Origin of the sequence: Pedobacter sp. KLB.chiD, assembly GCF_047040275.1 — a bacterium.
In the GTDB taxonomy this organism is placed as follows: Bacteria; Bacteroidota; Bacteroidia; order Sphingobacteriales; family Sphingobacteriaceae; genus Pedobacter.
In genome coordinates, this window is record NZ_CP178207.1 from 4,695,506 (window position 1) to 4,719,555 (window position 24,050).

Below are 24,050 nucleotides of genomic sequence, written 5' to 3' on the forward strand. Positions count from 1 at the left end.
GTTACTTGTATAAGTATAATGAAGTCAGAAAGCATATTAGTTGTATTATTATTTTTTACCTTTTTGAATCGCTCCCCCAATACAGGCCACCGAGAGCAATCGTTTGGCAATTGGGGTGGTGATTAAGTTTCTAAAATTGCGGCAATTGTTAATGCTCTCCTTTCAACAATAATTCAATCACATTTTTTAGTGCAGGATTCCGGTTAGAGTCTTTCCAGATCATATACAGTTCTGTACGCTGGGGAATATGGGTAAGTTCTACAAACTTTACGTTTTCCTGGTAACCATATTGCAGACCTTTAGGCACAATGGCAATGCCCAAACCTTCTTCTACCAATTTATAAATAGTAAGCGCATTAACCGATTTATGATAGGTTTTGGGTTTAAAACCATGATCTTCGCAAATGCTCATCATCAGGTCGTAATAGAAAAGGCTATCATCACTCGAGAAAAAGATAAAAGGTTCGTTTCCCAGTTTTTTTACCGCTTCGTAACTGGCCTTTTTCATCGGGTGACTTTTAGGCAATACCAGCGAAAAGGTATCCTGATGAATCATGTGTTTAGAAATACCGGGGTTAAACTGCTGTATCCTTACAAAACCGATATCAAGCATATCTTTTTCCAGTAATTCGATCTGTAGCTTATTAGGCATCTCATCCAGATTGGTGCTGATTTGCGGAAAATCTTTGTGCAGTTTAAAAATCACTTCGGGTACAATTTTTTGCGCGGCAGAACCCAAAAAACCAATGCGAAGTTCGCCCTGTTTACCCTCATTGATATTGCTGATCTGTTTTTTGATGTTTTCGATATGGCTAAACAAAAAATCGACTTCTTCTTTAAGGTAAAGGCCCGCTTCGGTAAGGGTTACCTTTTTTTTGTTACGGTTAAATAGCGGCGCATCAAAAATCTCTTCCATCTGCTTAATCTGCCGGCTCAGCCCTGGTTGCGAAATAAATAGGCGGTCGGCAGCCTTTCTAAACCTCAGTTCTTCGGCCAAAACCTGAAAATATTTTAAGTGCCTAAGCTCTATCTGATAACTCATGGTTATTACATGATGATGTAATTGGTATTTATAGCTATCAAATATAGCGCTTATTTTTGTTAAAAACCTTCAGCATATGAGCGAAAAGCAGATTTTTGAGTATGGAACAGACCATTTAACTGCTGAATTGGCTTTGGCCATTAGCAGCGGTAAAGTGAAAGGCACATTAAGCGAAAGTACAAGGGATAAAGTGCTGAAAAGCAGCCAGGTGGTAGAGCGGATTGCGGTTTCGGGCAAGGCCGTTTATGGTATCAATACCGGCTTCGGGCTGCTTTGTACTTCCATGATATCGGCTGCAGATACCCGAAAACTACAGGAGAATATTTTAAAAAGTCATGCTGTAGGCGTTGGTGAACCGATAGATAGCAAAATATCAAAATTGATGCTGGTGTTAAAACTACAAGCCCTGGCGCAGGGCTTTTCAGGTATCAAAATCGAAACACTAGATCGGATGATCTGGTTTTTGGAAACAGGTGCCATTCCGGTGGTGCCTAAGCAAGGCTCGGTTGGTGCTTCTGGCGATCTTGCCCCCCTGTCTCACCTGTTCTTGCCTTTGATTGGTTTAGGTAAAGTTCATTATAAAGGCGAAATTATAGAAACAGCGGAATTGTTAAATCAACATCATATAGAACCGATACAACTTGGCCCTAAAGAAGGTTTGGCTTTAATTAATGGCACACAGTTTATCGCTGCACATGCCGTTATGGTGGTGCAACGTTTGGGAAATGTGCTGGCATCAGCAGATATTATTGCGTCAATGATGACTGAAGGGCTGCAGGGATCAGCGAAACCTTTTCATGCACAGCTCCACCAGTTGCGGCCATACCCGGCAAATATTGCAGTGGCAGAACAGGTATGTAAACTCCTGGAGGGCTCTGAAATCATGAAATCGCATGCCGATTGTGCCAAAGTACAGGATCCGTATTCTTTAAGGTGTATTCCGCAGGTGCATGGTGCTTCCAGAACGGCCTGGTTGCACTTAAAGGAAGCTTTAGAAATAGAATTGAATGCAGTAACCGATAACCCGGTAATATTTAATGATGATCTAACGATTAGCGGAGGCAATTTTCACGGCCAGCCTTTAGCATTACCGCTTGATTATGCCTGTCTGGCAGCTTCTGAAATCGGAAATATCAGCGATCGGCGAATCTATCTCTCACTTGAGGGAAATACCCCCGGTGTGCCAAAATTGCTGATGAAAGAAACCGGATTAAACTCGGGTTTCATGATTGTCCAATATACTTCTGCGGCTTTGGCCAGCGAAAATAAAGGTCTTTGTTTCCCGGCCAGTGCCGATAGCATCCCCACTTCTTTAGGCCAGGAAGACCATGTGAGCATGGGTTCGATCAGTGGGCGTAAAGCACTACAGGTGATAGAGAATGTAGAGAAAATTTTGGGTATAGAACTATTCTGTGCTGCACAGGCGGTGGACTACCATCATCCTTTAAAGCCTGGTAAAATATTGGCTGCGGTACATGATTTCGTGCGTACTGAAATTGATCATTTTGAAGAAGATCAGATTATGTACGATAGAATGGAAAATGCCATCGAAATGGTACAGCAAGGTAAAATTGTAGCTATTGCCAACAAGGCATCATCTAATTTGAATTAAAAATTTAATTCTCCGATTATGGATTTTAAAGCACAGTTACTGGCAGGTATTCCTTCAACATTGCCAGCAAAAAAGAAAAGAAATCCGGCATTGAACCATGCTCCGGTAAGAAGAATGGTTTTAAATACTGAAGAGAAAAAACTAAGTATTAAAAATGCTTTACGTTATTTCCCAAAAGTATGGCATGCGGAACTGGCGCAGGAATTTTTAGGTGAACTGGAAAATTACGGACATATTTATATGTACCGTTTTATGCCCGATTATGCCATTTACGCAAGGCCGATAGTTGAATATCCTTGTCGTACACCACATGCAGCTGCAATTATGCTCATGATCCAGAACAATCTGGATCCCGCCATAGCGCAACATCCCGAAGAGTTGATCACTTACGGTGGTAATGGTAGCGTATTCCAAAACTGGGCCCAGTATCTGTTAACCATGCAGTACCTTGCTACCATGACCGATCAGCAAACGCTGAATATCTACAGCGGGCATCCACAGGGATTATTCCCTTCAAACGCCGCGGCACCCCGTGTTGTAGTGACCAATGGCATGATGATTCCTAATTATTCTTCGCCCGAGGATCTTGAAAAATTTAATGCCTTAGGTGTGACCCAATACGGTCAAATGACGGCAGGTTCTTATATGTATATTGGCCCTCAGGGTATTGTGCATGGTACAGCCATTACTTTAATGAATGCTTTTCGTAAAAAAGGATTTGTTGGAAAAGAGGTGACTGGTAAAATCTTCTTAACCGCGGGTTTGGGGGGCATGAGTGGTGCACAAACCAAAGCAGGCAACATCGTAGGCTGCATCACGGTATGTGCCGAGGTAAATCCAAAGGCTGCAATTAAAAGGCATGAGCAAGGCTGGGTCGATGAGTTTGTTGAGCATTTGGATGAACTGGTACAAAGGGTCTTACTGGCCCAAAATAAAAAACAAACGGTTTCATTGGCTTACATTGGTAATGTGGTGGAGGTTTGGGAACGTTTCGACCAGGAAAATATTGAAGTAACGATTGGTTCCGACCAAACCTCACTGCATAATCCATATGGCGGGGGTTATTATCCGGTAGGTTTGAGGTTTGCTGAGGCTAATGAAATGATGGCCAATACGCCTGATAAGTTCAAAGTTTATGTGCAGGAATCATTAAAAAGGCAAGCAGAAAGCGTTAATCGCCACACGGCCAAGGGAACTTATTTTTTTGATTATGGAAATGCCTTTTTGTTGGAATGCAGCCGGGCCGGTGCTGATGTCATGGCCTCAAATGGAATAGATTTTAGGTATCCATCCTACGTGGAAGATATTTTAGGACCGCTATGTTTCGATTATGGTTTTGGTCCATTTAGATGGGTTTGTGCTTCAGGAAATGAGAAGGATCTTGATTTAACCGACCGTTTGGCGAAAGAAGTGATGGAAGAGCTAAAACAGACTGCTCCTGAGGAGATACAGCAGCAATTGCAGGATAATATCAACTGGATTACGGCCGCAAAAGCAAATAGATTAGTAGTAGGTTCAAGAGCCCGGATTTTATATGCTGATGCTGAAGGAAGGGCAAAAATTGCGTTAAGATTTAATGAGGCCATTAAAACAGGCGAATTATCGGCACCGGTTATTCTGGGGAGAGATCATCACGATGTGAGCGGAACAGATTCGCCTTTTCGTGAAACCAGCAATATTTATGATGGAAGCAGGTTTACGGCAGATATGGCTATTCATAATGTGATTGGTGATAGTTTTAGAGGGGCAACCTGGGTTTCGATCCATAATGGTGGCGGTGTAGGCTGGGGCGAAGTGATAAACGGTGGTTTTGGATTGGTACTGGATGGAACCGAACAGGCTGCTGAAAAATTGCGGAACATGCTTTTCTATGACGTAAACAATGGAATCGCCAGAAGGAGCTGGGCCCGTAATAAAGAAGCCCGTTTTGCCATCGAACGTGAAATGGCACGTACAGCCGATTTAAAGATTACGATGCCAAATTTAGTTGATGAAGAACTATTAAATGATTTGGGGTTAGCGTAGTGCTTGATGGCAGATAGATTATATTGTCATTCTGAACGCAGTGAAGAATCTTTTATGCTTAGAGAAAGGTTCTTCTTTCACTCAGAATGACAAACTAAATGTAGTTGTGAAAGGTTTGAAAAAACCATTTTTTTAGAAAAACTTAATGCACCCGTGAACATGTTTGTGATCTTGCGTTAAAAAAAGCAGTAAAAATTAACTTAATGGCAAGGTAAAATGAAAAACCGAACCCTTACCTTCTTCACTCTCAGCCCATATTCTGCCACCATGCCTTTCTACAATTTCCGCGCTCAGGTAAAGTCCGATGCCGAAGCCCGAGATGGTATGGTTGCCCTGTACCCGGTAATAACGTTCAAAAAGCCTATCGATATCTTCAGGTTTTATACCGATGCCTTCATCTTTAATCTGAACTTCAACCTCAGTATCGCTTAATTTACAGCTTATTTCAATAGACGTTCCATTGTCAGAATATTTTATTCCGTTACTGATCAGGTTAGAAATTACATTGCCAATTTTATCACGATCCGCATGGATGTCGACCCCGCAGGTGGGGTGTAATATAATCTGATGAGAAGACTGAGAAATGTAAGTTTCTTCAATCGTTTCCCTCAGCAGGTCATCTAAATTAAAGTTTGTTTTTTCGATTAGCAGTTTGCTAGATTCCAAACGTGATACATTTAAGAAACCATTAATCATGGTTGTCATTTTTCTGATCTGGCTGTTTGTTTTTTCCAACGCGATCATTTCATAGTTGTCTTCATCTTTTTTAGCCTTGCGCTGCAAAACCTGTACAAAGCCGTTAATGGCTGTTAATGGCGTTTTTAATTCATGACTAACCATCCCGATGAAATCATTCTTGCGGAGCTCATCTAATTTTTGCTCCGTGATATCGATGAAGAGACCGGAATACTCTGTCATATGGCCATACTGATCCTTAAATACCCTTCCGGTTGCCCTAACCCATTTTTCTTCGCCCGTAATTAAATTGGTTATTGGATATTCGTTGTCGCTTGAAGAATGACTGTTTAGTGCGTTTGTCAAAGCCGTATGCAATATATCATGATAATCGGGATTGATTGCGCTCATGATGTCATCCATTTTAGTAGGCTCATCAAGCGGCAGGCCGAGTAAATCTTTAACAAATCCCGATACCGTAATTTCAAGTGTTTTAGGGTCAATGCTCCACGTACCCATTTTTCCGGTATCAATGGCTTGAAGTAGTCTTTCCTCACTATCCGCTAACTTTTTGGTATATTGGAGCAGGTCTTCATGCGTTTGGGCGAGTTCTTCGTTGGTGGCAGCTAATTCTTCATTTGCCGCTGCCATTTCAACATTGATATCCTGAAGTTCTTCCTGATAAAGTTTTCGTTCCGTAATATCCGAACTTACCGTAGCGATCGCAGTTATTTTATCTGTTTCCTGATCTTTTATGGCAAAACCATTCCATTCAATCCAAAATGGATTTCCCGTTTTTTCATTCCAGAAGCGGATTTCCTGTTTGAAATTGATACCCTGCAAAACTCCCGGTAAAAGTTTTTCAGCAGCAGTTCTGTCTGCAGGGAAAATAAAGTCCAGTATGTTTCGGTTCGCAATGTTTGTCCAACCTAACTTTTTTAATGCTGCAGGATTTAAATACTGGATAGACATATCTAAACCAATCAACGCGATAAATTCTGAACTGGCTTCGATGAGCTTATTCAAATTTAAGCGCTCCAATTCGATTAATTTTCTTTCGGTAATATCAATACACGAACTGATATAGCCCGCAAAAGATCCATCGGCATGGAAACGTGGCGGACCACTCGCAAGCAGCCATCGGTAATCACCTTTTTTTGTGAGTATCCTAAATTCACCGGTAAACGGTTTTTTATCCTGAAGGGCTGAAAGGTAAATATCTAAATACCGATCACGATCTTCAGCGTGAATCAGGTCAGCCCAACCAAAAGCAAGCAGGGCTTCCATCGATCTACCCGTCAAATCGGTCCAGGGTTTGTTAAAATAGATCGCATTTCCAAACTCATCGCCAACGGTGATGAAAATATCGGTTCCCTCTGCCATGGTTTTGAAGCGTTTTTCGCTTTCCGACAGTTGGTTAAACCGTTCTAGAACTCTTAATTCAAGTTCGTTATTCAAAACATGTAAGGTTTCCTGCGTTTCCTGTAATTCTTCGTTTGTGGCCAGCAGCTCTTCATTGGTTGCCGCAAGCTCTTCCACAGTGGCCGCAAGTTCCTCGTTCAGTACCTGCTCCCGCTGTAATGCTTCTTCCTTCGCTTGCTCCCTTTCTACAGCCTGGCGCTTCAGTACCCGCTCGCTTACGTCAACCGCGGTATGCAAAATACAGATGGTTTTGCCTTCATCATTTTTGATGGCCCGGTATTCAAAATCAAAATAAAAGGTCTTTAGCTCTCCGTCGATGATCAGATCGGCAGCAGTATCCTCTCCCGAAATCACAAGGCCTTCCAGCCAAACCTTCCTGAACATCTCAATAAAAGGCTGTCCTTCCAATTCAGGAAGCGCATCTTCAAGTGATTTCCCGATCACACTCCTATCTTTCCCCCAAATTCTGAGCATGGCATCATTTGCCATCTGTATAATGGCCGTTTCTCCAACATGAATTGCCGTTGCGGTATGGGTATAGTTGAAAACTTCTATTAGCTGATCATTACTTAAAAAAGGACTGGACTGGCTCATTCTGTATTTTTACGGAGTGATCTAAAATAAATATTTTACTTAAGTTTCAAAATAAAAACAGACTTAAACAGATTTTTTCAATAGAAACTATATACTAACCATAACCTCTTTAAAAAGGTTTTTGATTAAATGAATTTCTGATGCATATTGTGTGTTTTTTCTGCAACCAAAGTATAACGTATTGGTAAGCTTTGATGTACCTTCCCAAATGATCTTGATTTTCTTTTCTTCAACTTCTTGTTTGCAAAGAAAATCGGGGATGATAGCCAGGCCTTTTCCGCCGGATAGGCAGCGGACAATCGAATTGAGGTTAGGTACAATGTAGTTTGGCCGGAAATCGGCATGCTTACCAAAGTTAAGCTGCCAAAAACGTAACAGGTGTTCCATATCGCCCGCGGTACCATACCATTTTTGTTGTTTTAACCAGGTCTCCATTCCCGACAGATTTTTCTTTTTAACCAGGGCATCAAAAGCTTGTGCATCGGTTTCTATTCCGCCTACTAAAACAATGGTTTCGGAAGAAAAGGCTTCGTGTTCTACATTTGGTGAGTTGCCTTTTTGTGGGGTAATAATGAGGTCTAAAATGCCTTTATCCAGTTGATCTAACATCTCTGGATATTCACCAAAACGGATAATAACATTAAATGGCAGGGTAGAAATATATTGCTCAAGCGTAATCTGAAAAGTTTCGAAACACATGCCTACGCTAATGGTTGGGGTATGCTTCTCTGTACTTTTCTGAAAATGTTTTTCTGCATCCTCCAGTTTGGTCAAAGGTTCTATAATAAAATTGTACAATACTTTCCCCTTTTCGGTAGGAATCATTTTTCTCCCTGTTCGCTCGAACAGTTTATAGCCAACGTAACTTTCTAAAGAACTTAAATGCAAACTTACACCAGGCTGCGAAATGAATAGGTTTTCTGCTGCACCGGTTAAGGTTCCGGTTTTATAAATTGCCTTAAAACTTCTATACCATTCTAAATTAACCATATCGCAAGTATTATAATTCTGATACAAATCTATGAATTAACTTATTTTAATAATGCATGTCGGTGTGATAATTTTGTATCATCAAATAGGAAAAAACAAAATGACAAAAATATTCATCATCAACGGCGGACAAAAATTTGGTCATTCCGGTGGCAGATTCAATGAAACAATAGCTAATGCCACTTTCGATTTCTTCTCTTCACTGGAAGAATTTGAGGTAAAAACAACCAATATCAATAACGATTATAATCCGAAAGAAGAAGTGGAGAAGTATGTTTGGGCAGATGTTGTGATTTATCATACCCCAATCTGGTGGTTTCAGTTGCCACATGGATTTAAAAAATACATTGACGTGGTATTCACCGAAGGTCATAAGAAAGGGATTTATATTAGCGATGGGCGCAAGGCTGAAGATCCGACACGGAATTATGGTACCGGCGGCATGCTGCACGGGCGAAAATATATGGTTACATCATCATGGAATGCACCAGAAGAAGCATTTACCTTACCCGGAGAATTTTTTAAGGAAACCAGTGTAGATAATGGTGTTTTATTTGGTTTCCACAGGATGAATGCCTTTACCGGAATGGAGCAAATAAATGGCATCCATTTTCATGATGTAGAAAAGAATGCAGATATTGGGACTGCACTTCAATCCTACCTTAAACATTTAACTCAAATTTTTTTAAATACTAAAGTATATGAGCATTTATTTAACAGCAATAGTTAAAAGCAAAAAAGAAACTCTGGCAGAATTAAGGACCATGCTGCTGGATATGGTAGTAAATTCGCGTAGAGAGCGAGCCTGCATTCAGTACGATCTGCATGAGGCGGCAGATAAAGACACTTTTATTTTTCAGGAGGAATGGGAAGATCAGGCGGGTTTGGACCTGCATAATAATCAGCTTTACCTCTTAGATTTTGTGGCTCAAGCCAATCGGTTAACTGATGAAATTGTGATTTATAAAACAGAAAAATTAGCCTGATTATCGTTTGGCATACTTGGTGGTTAATGCGGAACCTGCGGAAGCAATTACAACAAAAGCTACAGCAAAGCACTCTTTTAAACTCAGGTATTCCTGTAAAAAAACGAGTGCTGCCAATGAGGCCATAGCAGGTTCCAGGCTCATCAAGATACTAAAGGTACGAGGGGGAAGCTGCTTAAATGCTTTCATTTCTAGGGTGAAGGGTATGGCGCTTGAGAGTAGTGCAAGTGCAGCTCCCAATCCTATCAATCCAGGATTCAGCGTGCTTAAACCACCACCATAAACACCGAAAGGCAAAATGACGATAGTCGCAAATAACATTCCAATGGCAACGGCATCGCCGCCTTTCATAATTTTGGAAATTCTACCGCCCAAAATGATATAACCTGCCCAAAAGACACCAGCCAACAGTGCCAGCAGTACACCAGTCAAATTGAGTCCGGTTCCCGTCCAGGGGGTAATTAATATGATGCCAGTGGCAGCAAGTATCACCCAAAGGAAATCGATAGGTTTTTTTGAACCAAAAATGGCAACCCCGAGTGGGCCAACAAATTCTAAAGTTACCCCTAAACCGATCGGAATTCTTGCTATGGCCATATAAAAAACCATATTCATTACGCCTAAACAAACACCATACAGGATCACGTATTTCCATTGTTTGGCATTTAATTTATATAGGTTTGGTCTGAAGATAATTAGTAAAATTAGAGCTGATAAACCAATGCGTAAAGATGCGGTTGCGGCAGCCCCGATTTGAGGAAAAAGGCCCTTTGCAATTGCCGCCCCACATTGCACACTGATAATAGACAGTAAAATAGCAGGTATGGGCGGAATATTGATTTTGCTCTTCATTCAAGGGGTACGTAGATGACGCGCAAAATTAGCGAATAATAAACTGCTAAACATTTAAAATAAAAAAAGGAGAATCAGATTACGCTGTTTCTCCCCCTATGCTATGTTGAGCTTATCAACAGAACAATTCCTGTTCATCCCTGTTTTCGGTAGGGATTTTCTTTAAAAAATCATCAAATGCCGGCCCTTCATGATCGGAGTATGTTCCATAAGCATCTAACACATAACCAATATTTTTTTCTCTGTCTTCTATCAGATACAATACAGAGTTATCTGCAGGGTCTGAATCTCCTTCAAACCGGTAAGTTTTAACAATGGTTAAATCATCGGGCTTATAAATTTTTCCTAGCGATTTACTTTGCATCTTACCATGATCAGACATTTTTAATTCGTTATCTTTTCCTTTCAGCCTCAATTTTTCCAAAATTTGACTTAAAGTGTTCATTTCATTTGGCTGTTCCATAGTTGTACTATTTTATAATAATTAAACAAGTGGCGTGCAAAATGGTTTTGCCATCATTCTTTTAAAGCAAACTAAATGATTGCCCGTCTGTTCTTGTTTAAACTAAAATTTAATCATATGAAAAATTATCTTTTAAGCTTAGCAATTGCAGGTATTGCAGTTGTAAGTGGCTGTGCCAAAAACGATAAAGAAATTGCTCAGGCTACTTTAACTGAAACGGCTGACAATACCAAAACCATTGGAACTGCAAAGTTTTACCAATTGAGTGATGGAAAAATTAAAATGGATATTGAAATGAATTTTGCGGCACGGGCAGATAGTAATGTGGCGGTACACTTTCATGAACATGGCGATTGCGGTAATATGGGTGAAAATACACATGGCCACTGGAACCCAACTAAAGAAGCCCATGGTAAATGGGGATCGGCAGCTTACCATAGTGGCGATATTGGCAATATCATGTTAGATGCTAAAGGCCACGCCACACTTTCGGTTACCACTGATAGATGGAGTATTAAAGATGGTGATATCAAAAATATCATTGGCAGGGGAATTATTGTACATGGCGGTACAGATGATTACACCACTCAGCCTACAGGCAACTCCGGACCACGCGTGGGCTGTGGCGTAATTGAAGCGGTAAAGTAATGATATGAAGGTGATCGTCATTCAGATAGTTATCGGATGCAAGAAGGCTTTTCTTAAGCGGTTAAATTTTTAGCCGCTTTTTTTATGCAATTTGGCGGGGCTTGTCATCATCATTAAAAACCCAAATCATTATGGCAACGCTAAACGAATCTCAAAGCGGCAAGGCTGCAAAAGGAAGAACCAAAAAACCAACGCCAAGAGTAGATCTTACCGCAATGGTAGACCTGATGTTTCTGTTAACTACATTTTTTATGCTTACTACAACATTGGGCCAGTTAAATGCAGCAGATATTGCAAAGCCGGTTAAGCCTGATACTGATAATTTTGCTCCTTTTCCCGAATCGAGAACCATGACCATTGTACTGGAGGGAGATAATAAAGCTATTTCGTACATGGGGACCATCGAAAAGGCCAATATGAAAATAAGTCCTGTGGCAGATCTCCAGAAAGAAATTACGGCAAACAAGCTTTTGGTTGCAGCTACTCATCAGCATAATCCGTCAAAGCATATGATCGTGATCATCAAACCCGGCAAAGCGGCCAGGTTCCAAAACTTTGTAGATGTGGTTGATGAAATGAAAATTGCAGGTATTAAATCTTATAGTATAGACGATGATCATTTCGCGGAAAAAGAGCTGTCATTTATGAAAAATAGTGGGCTTTAAGACATTTCTTCCTAAGAACCACCCAGCCAGATTTTTTGAGTTTGGCAGGTTATCATCCGACGCAAAATCAGCATAAGTAAAGGGAAAAAGTTAATTTTTTTGTGTTGGTTTTTGGAAAGCAATGGCAGTAGCTTTTTTTAATACCCGCCCTGCTTTTTGCTTCAATCTTTTTTGCCTTTACTTCAACTTTGGTTAGTAAGATCTCGTTGAGGAATGGCAAAAAAGGATTTCGTACCAATCACCTGCCCGTACAGGCGGGGGGGTTAGATAGGTGATGTTTTTGCTCCTATTGCCGGAAAACTACAGTGCTCCAAGGATTTGCTTTTGAGGGGAGATTTTCTTCCTAAGAACCATCTGCCCAACTTAAATAAACCTGCCATCCGCTTTATCCCGACGTAAAGTCGGAATAAAGCGGATGGCAGGGCTTTCGGCTCCGAAGGATGCGGAACCCTGCTTTTCAAAAAAAACATTAGTTTTTCTACTGTTCGGTGGGCCACCAAACAGGAAAAAAAAAGGCGTTCTGCAGTGCTGCAAAACGCCTTTTTTTAAATTTATTAGAAAAATTAAATGCCGAAAGCAGCTTTAACCTGATCTACGTAATCTAATTTCTCCCAGGTAAACAAATCAACTGAAACCGTTTTTTCTTCGCCATTTGGCGTTCTAAAAGTTTTGGTAACCGTTTCTGGGGTACGGCCCATGTGTCCGTAAGCTGCAGTTTCACTGTAAATCGGGTTTCTTAATTTTAAACGTTGCTCAATAAAATAAGGACGCATATCGAAAATCGACTCAACGATTTTGGCAATCTCGCCATCCGTTTTACCCACTTTACCTGTTCCGTAAGTGTTAATGTAAATACCCATTGGTTTAGCCACACCAATGGCGTAAGATACCTGAACCAGAATCTCATCAGCGATACCGGCAGCCACTAAATTTTTAGCGATATGACGGGTGGCATAAGCCGCGCTTCTATCTACTTTACTTGGATCTTTACCAGAGAAAGCTCCACCACCGTGAGCACCTTTGCCACCGTAAGTATCAACAATGATTTTTCTACCGGTTAAACCTGTATCGCCATGTGGACCACCAATTACAAATTTACCGGTTGGGTTAATATGGTATTCAATCTGATCATTAAACAAATGCGCATATTGCGGATTGTTTTTAATGATGCGCGGGATTAAAATGTTAACCAGGTCAGTTTTGATTTTAGCCAGCATGCTTGCTTCTTCATCAAAATCATCATGCTGTGTAGAAATTACAATCGCATCGATACGAACAGGTTTGTTATTATCGTCGTACTCTAAAGTCACCTGGCTTTTAGCGTCAGGGCGTAAATAAGTGATTTCGTTATTTTCTCGACGTAAAACAGCCAGTTCCTGTAATAATTTATGAGAAAGGTTTAATGCCAAAGGCATATAATCTTCAGTTTCGTTGGTTGCATAACCAAACATCATACCCTGATCGCCTGCGCCTTGTTCTTCTTTACTGCTTCTATCTACACCCTGGTTGATATCCTGCGATTGCTCATGTATAGCAGATAAAATACCGCAAGAGTTCGCTTCAAACATGTATTCGCTTTTGGTGTAACCTATTTTTTTGATTACATCACGCGCAATCTGCTGTACATCTAAATATGTTTTAGATTTTACCTCACCCGCCAAAATAACCTGACCCGTAGTTACCAAAGTTTCGCAAGCTACTTTTGATTCCGGATCGAAAGCCAAAAAGTTGTCAATTAATGCATCCGAAATTTGATCGGCGATTTTATCTGGGTGACCTTCAGAAACAGATTCTGATGTAAATAAATATGACATTTATTAAATAATTAATGATAACTAAACAAATTTATGATTGCCAAACCCCTTGGAAACAGGTATTGAAATGATTGAAAGGAGGCATTAGCAATTTTTTTAAGTGGTTGCAATCCGGTCCCGAGGTATCGGGATAGCAAATCAATCCACTTTTTACTGCCGCAAAATTAGCATATTTTCTTTATTTCAAAAATTATAGATTATTTTGTGCATTCAATCTTACACTTTGCACACAAAGATCAATATTCTCTTTATCATCAACCCTATCTCTGGTGGGAGGGGAAAACGGCGTATCCCCGATTTTATAGATAAATACCTGAATAAGGAAAAATTTAGTCCAAATTTCGTTTTTAGTGAGTATTCGGGGCATGCGGGCGAACTGGCAGACGAAGCGGCCACCAAAAACTTTGATGTAATTGTTGCTGCGGGTGGCGATGGTACCATCAATGAAGTCGCTACAAAAGTACTGAAGCATCAAAAAATTTTGGGAATTTTGCCGCTGGGGTCAGGTAATGGTCTTGCCCGTTTTCTGAGTATTTCCAAAAACCTGAGGTATGCGCTTTCTATTATCAATGATTTTAAGATCGACAAAATTGATACGGCAGAGTTTAACAAAAAATGTTTTTTTAACCTGGCCGGAATGGGATTTGATGCACACCTGAGTGCTGTTTTTTCGAAAGATAAAAAACGCGGACTATCGGGCTATGTAAAATTGGGTTTTAAGGAAGTTTTTAATTATAAACCACAAACCTATCAGCTGGATATAGATGGAACAGCTTATACCCGAAAAGCCTTCGCCATCAGCATTGCCAATTCATCGCAATATGGAAATGATGTGTACATCTCGCCCAATGCATCAGTAAAAGACGGGTTGTTGGATGTTTGCATTATTAAACCTTTCCCCATAATAAAATTACCATTATTGGGTTATGTAATGTTAAATAGGAAAGCCGAAACATCAGATATGGTTGAGATTATTAAAGGGAAAAACATTAAAGTTGTAAGAGAAATAGCCGGTGCGGTACATGTAGATGGAGAGCCTTTGCAAATGGGCGTTGAGATTGAAGCTTCAGTAAACCCGCTCTCATTAAGAGTAATCGTTCCTTAGCTAAGTTTGGAGTTGAGGGTTTGGCGTTTGGAGTGGATTACCCGATTGACCGGCTATTACCATAGACTATCAACCACTAACCAACAACAGAATTAGTTTTCAGTAACATACAATAATTTAGCAATTAAGCCATACAGTTAACCGATTTCAGCAATAACCAGTTAACCCGTATTTCATCTTCCATATTACATTAGAACCATGAAAACAAAGAAAAATAGTTTAAGCGATCTTGGCGGAATCATGTATTCTACCAATCCGGATTTTGAATATGAAGAAGAGGTTGATGATACCGTTACCTCGCCGAATAATCAGCAGGATTTAAGAATCATGCTGGATAAAAAGAACCGCGGAGGGAAGGCTGTAACTTTAATTACGGGGTTTAAAGGCCGGTCAGAAGATTTAGAGGTGTTGGGCAAAATGTTAAAGACCAAATGTGGTGTTGGGGGATCGGTTAAAGATGGCGAAATCATGATCCAGGGTGATGTACGCGATAAAGTGATGGGTATTTTGCATAAAGATGGCTATAAGGTAAAAAAGGCAGGGGGATAACAGAGAGGCTGTCATCCTGAAGGATAATTTATTGTATAAAAATCAATGTGGTTGACAGCTCTCTCCCGAGTCGTCATTTCGAGCGGAGTGCAACGCAGTCGAGAAATCTGTTTCTATAGATTTCTCCATTTCGCTACCGATGAAAAATCGGCATGCTCCAGTCGAAATGACGATTTTTTTCGGGGAGTCTGTCAATGGTAGCGTAGCCGAATATCTTTTTTCTTTTGAACCCCGCAAAAGTCTTCGACTCCGCTCAGACTGACAAACGTTAGTTAATTCCTTTTAAACTAATCGCTATAGTGTGGGCTTTACATATTATCAGTTGATTACTCTCCCAATAAAAATCCTGCTCCAACCTTATCTTTTACTAGCTTATCTAAACCATATCCTGTTTTAATGTTTCTTAAGTAAATTTTTTACAAGATGTTTATGAAAAATTAAACTCATGAAAAAAATAATTCTTTCCATTTTCTTATTCATATTTGCTTTTTGGGCGAATGCTCAGAAAATTAATAATAACGGCCTCGTAAGTTACGGTGATAACAGCTCTTATCTCGTAGGCGGGAGCGAAGGCTTTGGTGTGTATTTAACTGCTGATACCTTTACCAAAACCTTAAATTTTCACAATGCCATTCAAAACCAACTACTGAGTAACTTAGTTTATTTAGAAGGAACCAAAGAAATTAAACTTTTTGGTTATATCAATAAAGATAGTCTGTCTTTTTACCGCTATAATGTTGTTGAAAATGATAATCATCAAATCGTTTCAGATGCGACCCCTTTGGCAAAAAATGCTACCAATTTCTATCAAACCGGAGCTAACGTAGAGATAAATTTAGGAAAGTTTAATGTGCAAAATAGAAAACTAACCATTAACCTTTATAAAATTACCAATCGGAGTGAAATAGCAACTATCATTATCTATAATAAAAAAATTCAACCTGCATATATATCCTTTATTGCTTTAAATGCCCTTATGAAAGGCACTAGTGGAGTAGAAATGAAGAATTTAAAAACTGTTGCCAATTTCAATATAAATAAAAATACGCTAAATCTAATGATTGTGATTAACAGCACAGATTTAGATTTTGTATACACTGTTTATTTAAAAGATAAATCGACAGGCAAAATCGTATTTCATTCTAACAATTGGTTTTATGGCTTTGTTACGCGGAGGACGCCTTATTTATTAATTGGAGCAGAACATTTTAATAAGTCAGGCGATTATGAATTGCTTATTGTTCCTAAGCTTTCTCAAAGTTTTAACTCAAAATCTATTGAAAAAAGTACTACTCGTTATTCTTTTCATGTAAATAACACTCAAGACAAGCTTTTCTCCCAAAAACAGCTCATTATTTATGGGTTAACGTTATGTGCAATATGCGGGGTAATTTTTGGCGCAGCGGTAGTTTTTATTAAAAAGAAAGAAGCTCAAAAGTTAGCCTTAAAACATCGTGATAAAGAAATCGCAAAACTTCGGTTAGAGTCAGTTCGCTCACAGTTAAACCCGCACTTTTTATTTAACGCGCTTGCTGGCATCCAAAACCTGATGAATAAAAACGAAATTGACAATGCCAATCGTTATCTCACTAAATTCGCCCGTCTTACTAGGAATGTTCTAGACCATAAAGACCTCATCAGCCTAACATCAGAAAAGAAGTTATTAGATGATTATCTGCAAATGGAACAGTTACGCTTTGGTTTTCAGTACCATATTGGGGCCTCGCCAGATTTAGATGCAGAGAATATCGAAATTCCGGCCATGCTTTTGCAACCTTTTGTAGAAAACGCGGTTAAATACGGTGTGGCAGAAAAAGGAATTAATGGTCGGATTGAAATTAATTTTATCAAGGTGGAAGCTGATCTGATATTGAGCATAACCGATAATGGAACTGGTTTCGATGCTGCAAAAAATTACGAAGGGCTGGGATTGGCGCTGAGTAAAAACCGGATATCTTTACTGAATTCAATTTATAAAGAAACGCCGTTCATACTCGATATCCAGTCTGATGGCAACGGAACAACTGTTAAAATTACATTTAATCAATGGTTATAAGATGCGGACAATTTTAGTAGACGACGAAGCAGCCAATCTGGAAAATTTAAAGATTTTACTGACCAAGCATTGTCCTGAGATCAAAGTAGTTGAACAAGCCACCACCATTGGGGATGCTTTTGCAAAGGTTAACCTGCATCATCCCGATCTGCTTTTCCTGGATATCCAGATGGGTAAAACAACAGGTTTCGATTTATTGAAGCAGCTTACAGAGAAAACTTTTGAGGTGGTTTTTGTAACTGCTTACGATCATTATGGTATCCAGGCTGTAAAATTTGCCGCTTTAGATTATTTGCTCAAGCCGGTTGATCCAGAAGAGCTGAAAGCTGCGGTAGAGAAAGCCAAAATCAGAATCAAAAACAAAATCGATGGTGAGCAACTTAATTTTTTGCTGAGCCAGATTAAAAAAAGTGAGTCTGCTATTCCGAAAATAGCACTGCCGCAACAACATGAAATCCGCTACGTGTCGGTTGAAGATATTGTGCGTTGCGTGGCAGATAATACCTATACTTTTTTCTTTTTGGCTAATGGCGACAAGGTTTTGATTTCGAAACCACTCAAAGAGTATGCAGATTTGCTCAAACCACAGGGTTTTGTGCGGGCGCACCAGAGCCATTTGGTAAACCCTAAATTTGTAAAAAGCTGGTTAAAAGAAGATGGCGGAACCCTATTGATGGATAATGGTGATAAAATTCCGGTATCCAAACCCAACAGGGAAATGGTAAAAGAAGTGTTGAGTAAATGACATTTCAAACCTCACAGGTTTCAAAAACCTGTGAGGTTTAAACATTACCCTACATTTTTGTACTTTTGCGGCTATGTCAGTTATTAAACCCTCATTAGCAAAAGGTACCCGCGATTTTTCTCCGGTTGAAATGGTTAAACGCAACTTTATTTACGATACCATTAAAACGGTTTTCAGAAAATATGGTTATGCTGAAATCCAGACCCCAAGTTTTGAAAACCTTTCTACCTTAACCGGGAAGTATGGCGATGAAGGTGATAAGCTGATTTTTAAAATTTTGAATAGCGGGGAGTACCTTAAAGATCCAAAAAAAAAGGCGTTCGATTTTGCTGAAGAAGATAATAGCAACAAGCTGATCCCTTTAATCTCTGAAAAAGCACTCCGCTACGATTTAACTGTGCCTTTTGCCCGCTACGTGGTGATGCACCAGCACGAAATTACGTTGCCTTTTAAACGTTTTCAGGTACAGCCGGTTTGGCGTGCCGATCGTCCGCAAAAAGGGAGATACCGTGAATTTTACCAATGTGATGTAGATGTGGTAGGCTCAGAGAGTTTACTGAACGAAGCCGAGTTTATTTTGATCTATAATGAAGCTTTGAGCAAATTAGGCTTAAAAGATTTCAGCATCAAAATTAATAACCGGAAAATTTTATCGGGAATTGCTGAAATTATCGGTAAACCTGATCTGATTATCGACATGACGGTAGCCATTGATAAACTGGATAAAATCGGTTTAGATGGGGTAAGTAAAGAATTATTGGAACGTGGTTTTACCGAACATGATTTAGAAAAACTCCGTCCGGTAATCTTGTTAGAAGGTTTCAACGAGGAAAAAATAGCGAGCCTGAAAGAAGTTTTAGCCCAGTCTGAAACGGGTTTAAAAGGTATTGCAGAAATAGAGGAGGTTTTTGACTATGTAGAAAGTCTGAATGCTTATGGTTTACCTTTAACGGCTAAATTGGAACTGGATATTACTTTAGCTCGTGGATTGAATTACTATACCGGCTGTATTTTCGAGGTTAAAACCAACGAAGTGGCCATGGGCAGCATTGGTGGCGGCGGTCGTTACGATGATTTGACCGGTATGTTCGGCTTGAAAGGCTTAACCGGTGTAGGTGTTTCTTTCGGTGCCGACCGCATTTATGATGTACTGGAAGAACTAAATCTTTTCCCGGCGTCTGCAGAAGTGGGAACGAAAGTTTTGATCAGTAATTTCGATGCCGCAGCGGAGAAATATGCCCTCCCGATTGTTCAGCAGCTTAGAAATGCCGGAATTGCAGCAGAGTTATATCCAAGTTCGGCGAAACTAAAAAAACAAATGGCTTATGCTGATGCCAAGAACATTCCTTATGTAATTTTAATTGGTGGCGACGAAATGGCCAGTGGCGAACTGACATTAAAAGACATGCAGAGCGGCGAACAAAAAAGACTGACCGTTTTGGGTATTCTGGAATCGTTGAAATAGAAGTTATTAACCACAGAGATCACTAAGTTTTCATAGCGTAAACGGAGCAACTTCAGTTGCTTAAAAATTTATTCGGTTTGCTCCGTGCCTTTACGCTGTTTGCTCTGTGTTAAACCGATCTGCCAACCCGTAATAAAACCGGGAAATGAACATCCTTTTCAGCATCATCGCCCCAGGCTTCCTTTAATTCGGTAACCATATATTCCAGTGGGTTGCGCTCATTGGCTTTTTTATAATGTTGTAAGGAAGACCAGGTATTTAAATAACCGGTTAACTGTTTAAAATTCCAGGTGGTTTTGATGCGGAAATGTGGTGCAATAATTTCTTCAAAAGGAAAGGGAATGGTTTGGTAACCTTCTTCAATGTAATGGCGTTCACTGTCCCAGTGTTTGCCGAGGATATCTTCGTAAAGTTTATGTACAGCTTTATCCACCTTTTTGTCGATAACCATTATGCCATAACCAATTACGGCGAAAAGTCCACCCGGTTTTAGTGTTCTCTTTACTTCAGCATAAAATGCTTCGAAATTAAACCAGTGGATGGCCTGTGCTACCGTAATCAGATCGAAACTGGCGTCACCAGCCGAAGTTTGCTCTGCTGGTTCTACTTTGTACGTAATGTTGGGTAATTGTAAAGCATTCTTGAGCTGATTCTCGCTAATATCTGTAGCATAAACCGAGTTAAAGTGTTGCGCCAATACCCGTGCAACCTGGCCATTTCCAGTGGCACAATCCCATGCTGTTTCCTTTTCTTTGACCAGGGTAAGCAAATAGTCGTATAATTCCTGTGGATAGGTTGGCCTGTAGATGGCGTATTCTGCAGATTGCGTAGAAAAATTATCTTTCATTGTGCTAATGATTTGGGTTTGGAAGAGCAATGATGCCGGATTGAAAATAATTGAGCGCTGATAAAATTATCATATTTTTGATAAACAATCCGTGTTGATTTAAGTTTCAATTTAGGCATTCAATCATTCTCTTATTCAATATTCTATACTATGGAAAAAACAGTACAAAAAAGTGAAGTTAAGAATGTCGAATATCGGTTGAAATCTATTTTTGGTGGTTCGGTTGGCAATCTGGTTGAATGGTACGATTGGTATACTTACTCTGCATTCGCACTTTACTTTTCTCCTGCCTTTTTCCCGAACAGCAATCCAACTGCACAGTTATTAAACACTGCCGGGATTTTTGCAGTAGGGTTTTTAATGCGCCCTATTGGAGGCTGGTTGTTTGGCAGCATTGCCGATAAACTGGGTCGAAAACATGCTATGACGGTTTCAGTACTGATTATGGCTATAGGATCTTTAATTATCGGTTTAACCCCGGGTTACAAAAGGATCGGCATAGCTGCCCCATTATTGCTGGTTTTTGCCAGATTGATCCAGGGTTTAAGTACAGGTGGCGAATATGGAACTTCTGCAACCTACCTCAGCGAAATGGCCACCAAAAAACATCGTGGATTTTATTCCAGTTTTCAATATGTAACCTTAATCGGTGGGCAGCTGCTGGCGTTAGGAATTCAGTTGATCTTGCAGAACTGGTTGCTTACCTCTGCGGAATTACACGCCTGGGGCTGGCGGATTCCCTTTTTTATAGGCGCGGTTCTCTCCTTCATTGCTTTGTATCTGCGTAGACATATTGATGAAACAGCAGCCTTTAAAATTAAAAATAAGGAAGATAAAAAAGGTGGCATTACCATACTATTAAAGTATCCGAAAGAGATTTTTACCGTGGTGGGCTTAACATTGGGCGGAACTATAGCTTTTTATACGTTTAGCACTTATATGCAAAAGTTTCTGGTAAACACGGTTCACCTGAGTAAAGAAACTTCTACCACATTGTCATTCATTTCGTTATTGGTTTTTGCTATTATGCAGCCTTTATTCGGCTTGCTGTCTGATAAAATCGGTAGAAAGCCGCTCTTAATCGGGTTTGGGGTATTGGGTACCTTATGTACCTATCCCATTTTAACGGGCTTAACCGGCGAAACCAACACCACCATTATATTTTTATTAATGATTGGCGCTTTAATTATTGTAAGCGGCTATACGAGTATTAATGCAGTGGTGAAAGCTGAACTGTTCCCTGCCGAAATCAGGGCTTTGGGCGTGGGGTTACCTTATGCTTTAACAGTTGCCATTTTCGGTGGAACGGCAGAATATTTGGCACTGTGGTTTAAAAATATAGGTCACGAAAGTTATTTTTATTGGTATGTAACCGGATGTATTTTAATCTCCCTGGTTTTATACATCACTATGAAAGATACCAAACACCACTCGAAAATTGAAGATTAGATTTTCTGAAACATGATTCAATAATAAAGTCATTCCCAACTTGATTGGGAACTTTAATGCAGGTGTAGGAAGGGTTGAAAAGATTAACATCGAATTATTCAGTATTATATTGCAAAGGGTATTAAGACTCCCACCTGCGTGGGAATGACGTTGAAATTCTCGGTGTTAATCATTGTCTCCATGGCTACTGGCTTTCCCCGGCGAACGGCACCAGGTAGTTACAAATAGTTACTCACCTCAATCAAATTCATGTCCGGATCGCGGAGATAGATTGAAATAATTTTTCCATTTGCTCCTGTGCGTTCTACAGGACCCTCTTCAACCTCAATACATTTTTCTTTCAGTTCCCGCGTGACCTCATGGAGTGGAGAATCAGTAATAAAACACAGATCGGCTGTACCTGGCATCGGCTTAAATGCCTTTGGCTCAAATTCTGAGCCATACTGGTGAAGATTGATTTTTTGATTACCAAACTTCAGTGCCTTTCGGTTTTCGCCAAACTCAATAACGTCCATTCCTAGTGCAAGACGGTAAAACCTGCAGGTACGTTCTAAACTGGCAACCGTTAATACAAGGTGATCTAGATTCCTGATATGCATAATAATTAGAACTAAAATATTCGTCCTGTTGTTTTAGCTAAGCCCCCATTTAAAAGGTTTTATGTCTGCGATATTTTGGTTAGTAAATTATCAACCGACAAAATAGTCAATTTTTATATATTTACCATTATGCAAAACCTACCTCCTTTAGCCGAACGTATGCGACCTCAAAACCTGGATGAATATGTTGGCCAGCAGCATTTGGTAGGAGAGGGAGCGGTACTGCGCAAAGCGATTGAAAGTGGTCAGCTGCCATCCATGATTTTCTGGGGGCCTCCCGGAGTTGGAAAAACCACTTTGGCGTATATTATTTCGCAGGCATTAGACCGGCCTTTTTTTAATTTGAGTGCCATTAACAGCGGCGTAAAAGATATCCGTGAGGTGATTGACCGTGCTGCACAGTTAAAAGATAGCTTTTTGGGTTTGCCTATTTTGTTTATTGATGAGATTCATCGTTTCAGCAAATCGCAGCAAGATAGTTTATTGGGGGCAGTTGAACGTGGTTTGGTTACTTTGATTGGTGCAACTACAGAAAATCCATCTTTTGAGGTGATTTCCGCTTTGCTTTCCCGTTGCCAGGTTTATATTTTAAAATCGCTTACTGAGGAGGAATTGGCGGGCTTGTTGCAAACGGCTATTAAAAAAGATGCAGTCCTTGTAGAAAAGAAAATTTCGATCAAAGAACATGAGGCTTTGATCCGTTTATCAGGTGGTGATGCCAGGAAATTGTTAAACGTACTTGAAATTGCCATTAATGGTATCGGTGGCAATAAAATCATACTGACCAATGAAAATGTACTGGCCCATGCCCAGCAGAACCTTGCACTTTACGATAAGGCGGGAGAACAACATTATGATATCATTTCGGCATTCATTAAATCTATACGTGGCAGCGACCCGAATGCTGCGGTTTATTGGTTGGCCAGGATGATTGAAGGTGGAGAAGATCCACTATTCATTGCCCGCAGGTTATTGATTTTATCTTCAGAAGATATCGGCAATGCCAATCCAAATGCACTGTTATTAGCCAATAACTGTTTCACGGCGGTAAATGTAATCGGTTATCCGGAGGCGCGGATTATTTTATCACAGTGTGTAACTTATCTGGCCAGTTCGCCAAAAAGTAATGCATCTTATGAAGCCATTAATAAGGCGCAGGCTTTGGTTAAACAAACGGGTAATCTGCCTGTGCCGTTGCATATCCGAAATGCACCTACCAAGCTGATGAAGAACATTGGATATGGAAAAGATTACCAATATTCGCATGGATATGAAGGTAATTTTTCCCCACAGGAATACTTTCCTGAAGAATTAAGCGGCACGAAACTCTACGATCCGGGTAAAAATCCTGCAGAAGAGAAATTGCGCGAAAAACTAAGGCAGAACTGGAAAGACAAATACAAATATTAGTGTAACATTTTCTGTAGAATGTATACTAATAGATAAA

At 40.0% G+C, this 24,050-nt stretch carries 21 protein-coding genes; 13 read left to right on the forward strand and 8 right to left on the reverse strand.

Annotation, left to right across the window (positions count from 1 at the left end; all coding sequences use genetic code 11):
- Window positions 1-148: 148 nt before the first annotated feature.
- Window positions 149-1,042, reverse strand: a complete 894-nt coding sequence (locus tag ACK1I8_RS19390) for a LysR family transcriptional regulator (protein ID WP_412466920.1) — start codon at window positions 1,040-1,042, stop codon at window positions 149-151.
- Window positions 1,043-1,118: 76 nt separating this feature from the next.
- On the opposite strand from ACK1I8_RS19390, the gene hutH reads away from it, so the two are divergent.
- The gene (hutH, locus tag ACK1I8_RS19395) at window positions 1,119-2,654 is read left to right on the forward strand and encodes a histidine ammonia-lyase (protein WP_412466921.1); all 1,536 of its coding nucleotides are present in this window, start codon (window positions 1,119-1,121) and stop codon (window positions 2,652-2,654) included.
- Window positions 2,655-2,672: 18 nt separating this feature from the next.
- Window positions 2,673-4,679: a urocanate hydratase gene (locus ACK1I8_RS19400; protein WP_412466922.1), complete on the forward strand. Its 2,007-nt coding sequence runs from the start codon at window positions 2,673-2,675 to the stop codon at window positions 4,677-4,679.
- A 195-nt stretch (window positions 4,680-4,874) separates the two neighbouring features.
- On the opposite strand, the gene ACK1I8_RS19405 is transcribed toward ACK1I8_RS19400, so the two are convergent.
- Both ACK1I8_RS19405 and ACK1I8_RS19410 read right to left on the reverse strand, forming a co-directional pair.
- Window positions 4,875-7,370, reverse strand: coding sequence for a PAS domain S-box protein (locus ACK1I8_RS19405; protein WP_412466923.1), 2,496 nt, complete (start codon window positions 7,368-7,370; stop codon window positions 4,875-4,877).
- Between the two features lie 87 nt (window positions 7,371-7,457).
- Entirely contained in the window at window positions 7,458-8,360 is a 903-nt protein-coding gene (locus tag ACK1I8_RS19410; protein ID WP_412466924.1) for a LysR family transcriptional regulator, read from the reverse strand.
- 100 nt (window positions 8,361-8,460) lie between these two features.
- On the opposite strand from ACK1I8_RS19410, the gene ACK1I8_RS19415 reads away from it, so the two are divergent.
- Both ACK1I8_RS19415 and ACK1I8_RS19420 read left to right on the forward strand, forming a co-directional pair.
- On the forward strand, window positions 8,461-9,090 hold the full coding sequence (locus ACK1I8_RS19415) for an NAD(P)H-dependent oxidoreductase (protein ID WP_412466925.1): 630 nt from the start codon (window positions 8,461-8,463) through the stop codon (window positions 9,088-9,090).
- The gene (locus ACK1I8_RS19420; protein ID WP_412466926.1) at window positions 9,062-9,346 is read left to right on the forward strand and encodes a putative quinol monooxygenase; all 285 of its coding nucleotides are present in this window, start codon (window positions 9,062-9,064) and stop codon (window positions 9,344-9,346) included. Before ACK1I8_RS19415 ends, ACK1I8_RS19420 begins: the two co-directional genes overlap by 29 nt.
- On the opposite strand, the gene ACK1I8_RS19425 is transcribed toward ACK1I8_RS19420, so the two are convergent.
- Both ACK1I8_RS19425 and ACK1I8_RS19430 read right to left on the reverse strand, forming a co-directional pair.
- A complete protein-coding gene (locus ACK1I8_RS19425) occupies window positions 9,347-10,198 on the reverse strand; it encodes an EamA family transporter (protein WP_412466927.1) in 852 nt (283 codons plus the stop codon).
- Window positions 10,199-10,313: 115 nt separating this feature from the next.
- Window positions 10,314-10,661, reverse strand: coding sequence for a hypothetical protein (locus ACK1I8_RS19430; RefSeq protein ID WP_412466928.1), 348 nt, complete (start codon window positions 10,659-10,661; stop codon window positions 10,314-10,316).
- Between the two features lie 117 nt (window positions 10,662-10,778).
- On the opposite strand from ACK1I8_RS19430, the gene ACK1I8_RS19435 reads away from it, so the two are divergent.
- Together ACK1I8_RS19435 and ACK1I8_RS19440 are read left to right on the forward strand one after the other, a co-directional pair.
- A complete protein-coding gene (locus ACK1I8_RS19435; RefSeq protein WP_412466929.1) occupies window positions 10,779-11,309 on the forward strand; it encodes a superoxide dismutase family protein in 531 nt (176 codons plus the stop codon).
- A gap of 131 nt (window positions 11,310-11,440) precedes the next feature.
- On the forward strand, window positions 11,441-11,974 hold the full coding sequence (locus ACK1I8_RS19440) for a biopolymer transporter ExbD (protein WP_412466930.1): 534 nt from the start codon (window positions 11,441-11,443) through the stop codon (window positions 11,972-11,974).
- Between the two features lie 563 nt (window positions 11,975-12,537).
- Here ACK1I8_RS19440 and metK read toward each other — a convergent pair.
- Window positions 12,538-13,788: a methionine adenosyltransferase gene (gene metK / locus ACK1I8_RS19445; RefSeq protein ID WP_412466931.1), complete on the reverse strand. Its 1,251-nt coding sequence runs from the start codon at window positions 13,786-13,788 to the stop codon at window positions 12,538-12,540.
- A 223-nt stretch (window positions 13,789-14,011) separates the two neighbouring features.
- Here metK and ACK1I8_RS19450 point away from each other — a divergent pair, with 223 nt between their 5' ends.
- The 5 genes from ACK1I8_RS19450 (at window position 14,012) to hisS (ending at window position 19,708) form a co-directional block, all read left to right on the forward strand.
- The gene (locus ACK1I8_RS19450; RefSeq protein ID WP_412466932.1) at window positions 14,012-14,893 is read left to right on the forward strand and encodes a diacylglycerol/lipid kinase family protein; all 882 of its coding nucleotides are present in this window, start codon (window positions 14,012-14,014) and stop codon (window positions 14,891-14,893) included.
- Between the two features lie 198 nt (window positions 14,894-15,091).
- On the forward strand, window positions 15,092-15,442 hold the full coding sequence (locus ACK1I8_RS19455) for a translation initiation factor (RefSeq protein ID WP_412466933.1): 351 nt from the start codon (window positions 15,092-15,094) through the stop codon (window positions 15,440-15,442).
- A 445-nt stretch (window positions 15,443-15,887) separates the two neighbouring features.
- On the forward strand, window positions 15,888-17,498 hold the full coding sequence (locus ACK1I8_RS19460) for a sensor histidine kinase (protein WP_412466934.1): 1,611 nt from the start codon (window positions 15,888-15,890) through the stop codon (window positions 17,496-17,498).
- A gap of 1 nt (window position 17,499) precedes the next feature.
- Window positions 17,500-18,243: a LytR/AlgR family response regulator transcription factor gene (locus tag ACK1I8_RS19465; protein WP_412466935.1), complete on the forward strand. Its 744-nt coding sequence runs from the start codon at window positions 17,500-17,502 to the stop codon at window positions 18,241-18,243.
- Window positions 18,244-18,316: 73 nt separating this feature from the next.
- Entirely contained in the window at window positions 18,317-19,708 is a 1,392-nt protein-coding gene (hisS, locus tag ACK1I8_RS19470) for a histidine--tRNA ligase (protein WP_412466936.1), read from the forward strand.
- A 109-nt stretch (window positions 19,709-19,817) separates the two neighbouring features.
- Here the strand turns inward: hisS and ACK1I8_RS19475 are convergent, their stop codons facing one another.
- Window positions 19,818-20,555, reverse strand: coding sequence for a class I SAM-dependent methyltransferase (locus ACK1I8_RS19475; protein WP_412466937.1), 738 nt, complete (start codon window positions 20,553-20,555; stop codon window positions 19,818-19,820).
- Between the two features lie 150 nt (window positions 20,556-20,705).
- Here ACK1I8_RS19475 and ACK1I8_RS19480 point away from each other — a divergent pair, with 150 nt between their 5' ends.
- Window positions 20,706-22,004, forward strand: coding sequence for an MFS transporter (locus ACK1I8_RS19480; protein WP_412466938.1), 1,299 nt, complete (start codon window positions 20,706-20,708; stop codon window positions 22,002-22,004).
- A gap of 218 nt (window positions 22,005-22,222) precedes the next feature.
- Here ACK1I8_RS19480 and ACK1I8_RS19485 read toward each other — a convergent pair whose 3' ends face one another.
- Window positions 22,223-22,603 carry a VOC family protein gene (locus ACK1I8_RS19485; RefSeq protein WP_412466939.1) on the reverse strand — a complete coding sequence of 127 codons (381 nt, stop codon included), beginning with the start codon at window positions 22,601-22,603 and terminating at the stop codon, window positions 22,223-22,225.
- Window positions 22,604-22,732: 129 nt separating this feature from the next.
- On the opposite strand from ACK1I8_RS19485, the gene ACK1I8_RS19490 reads away from it, so the two are divergent.
- On the forward strand, window positions 22,733-24,013 hold the full coding sequence (locus ACK1I8_RS19490) for a replication-associated recombination protein A (protein ID WP_412466940.1): 1,281 nt from the start codon (window positions 22,733-22,735) through the stop codon (window positions 24,011-24,013).
- Window positions 24,014-24,050 lie beyond the last annotated feature (37 nt).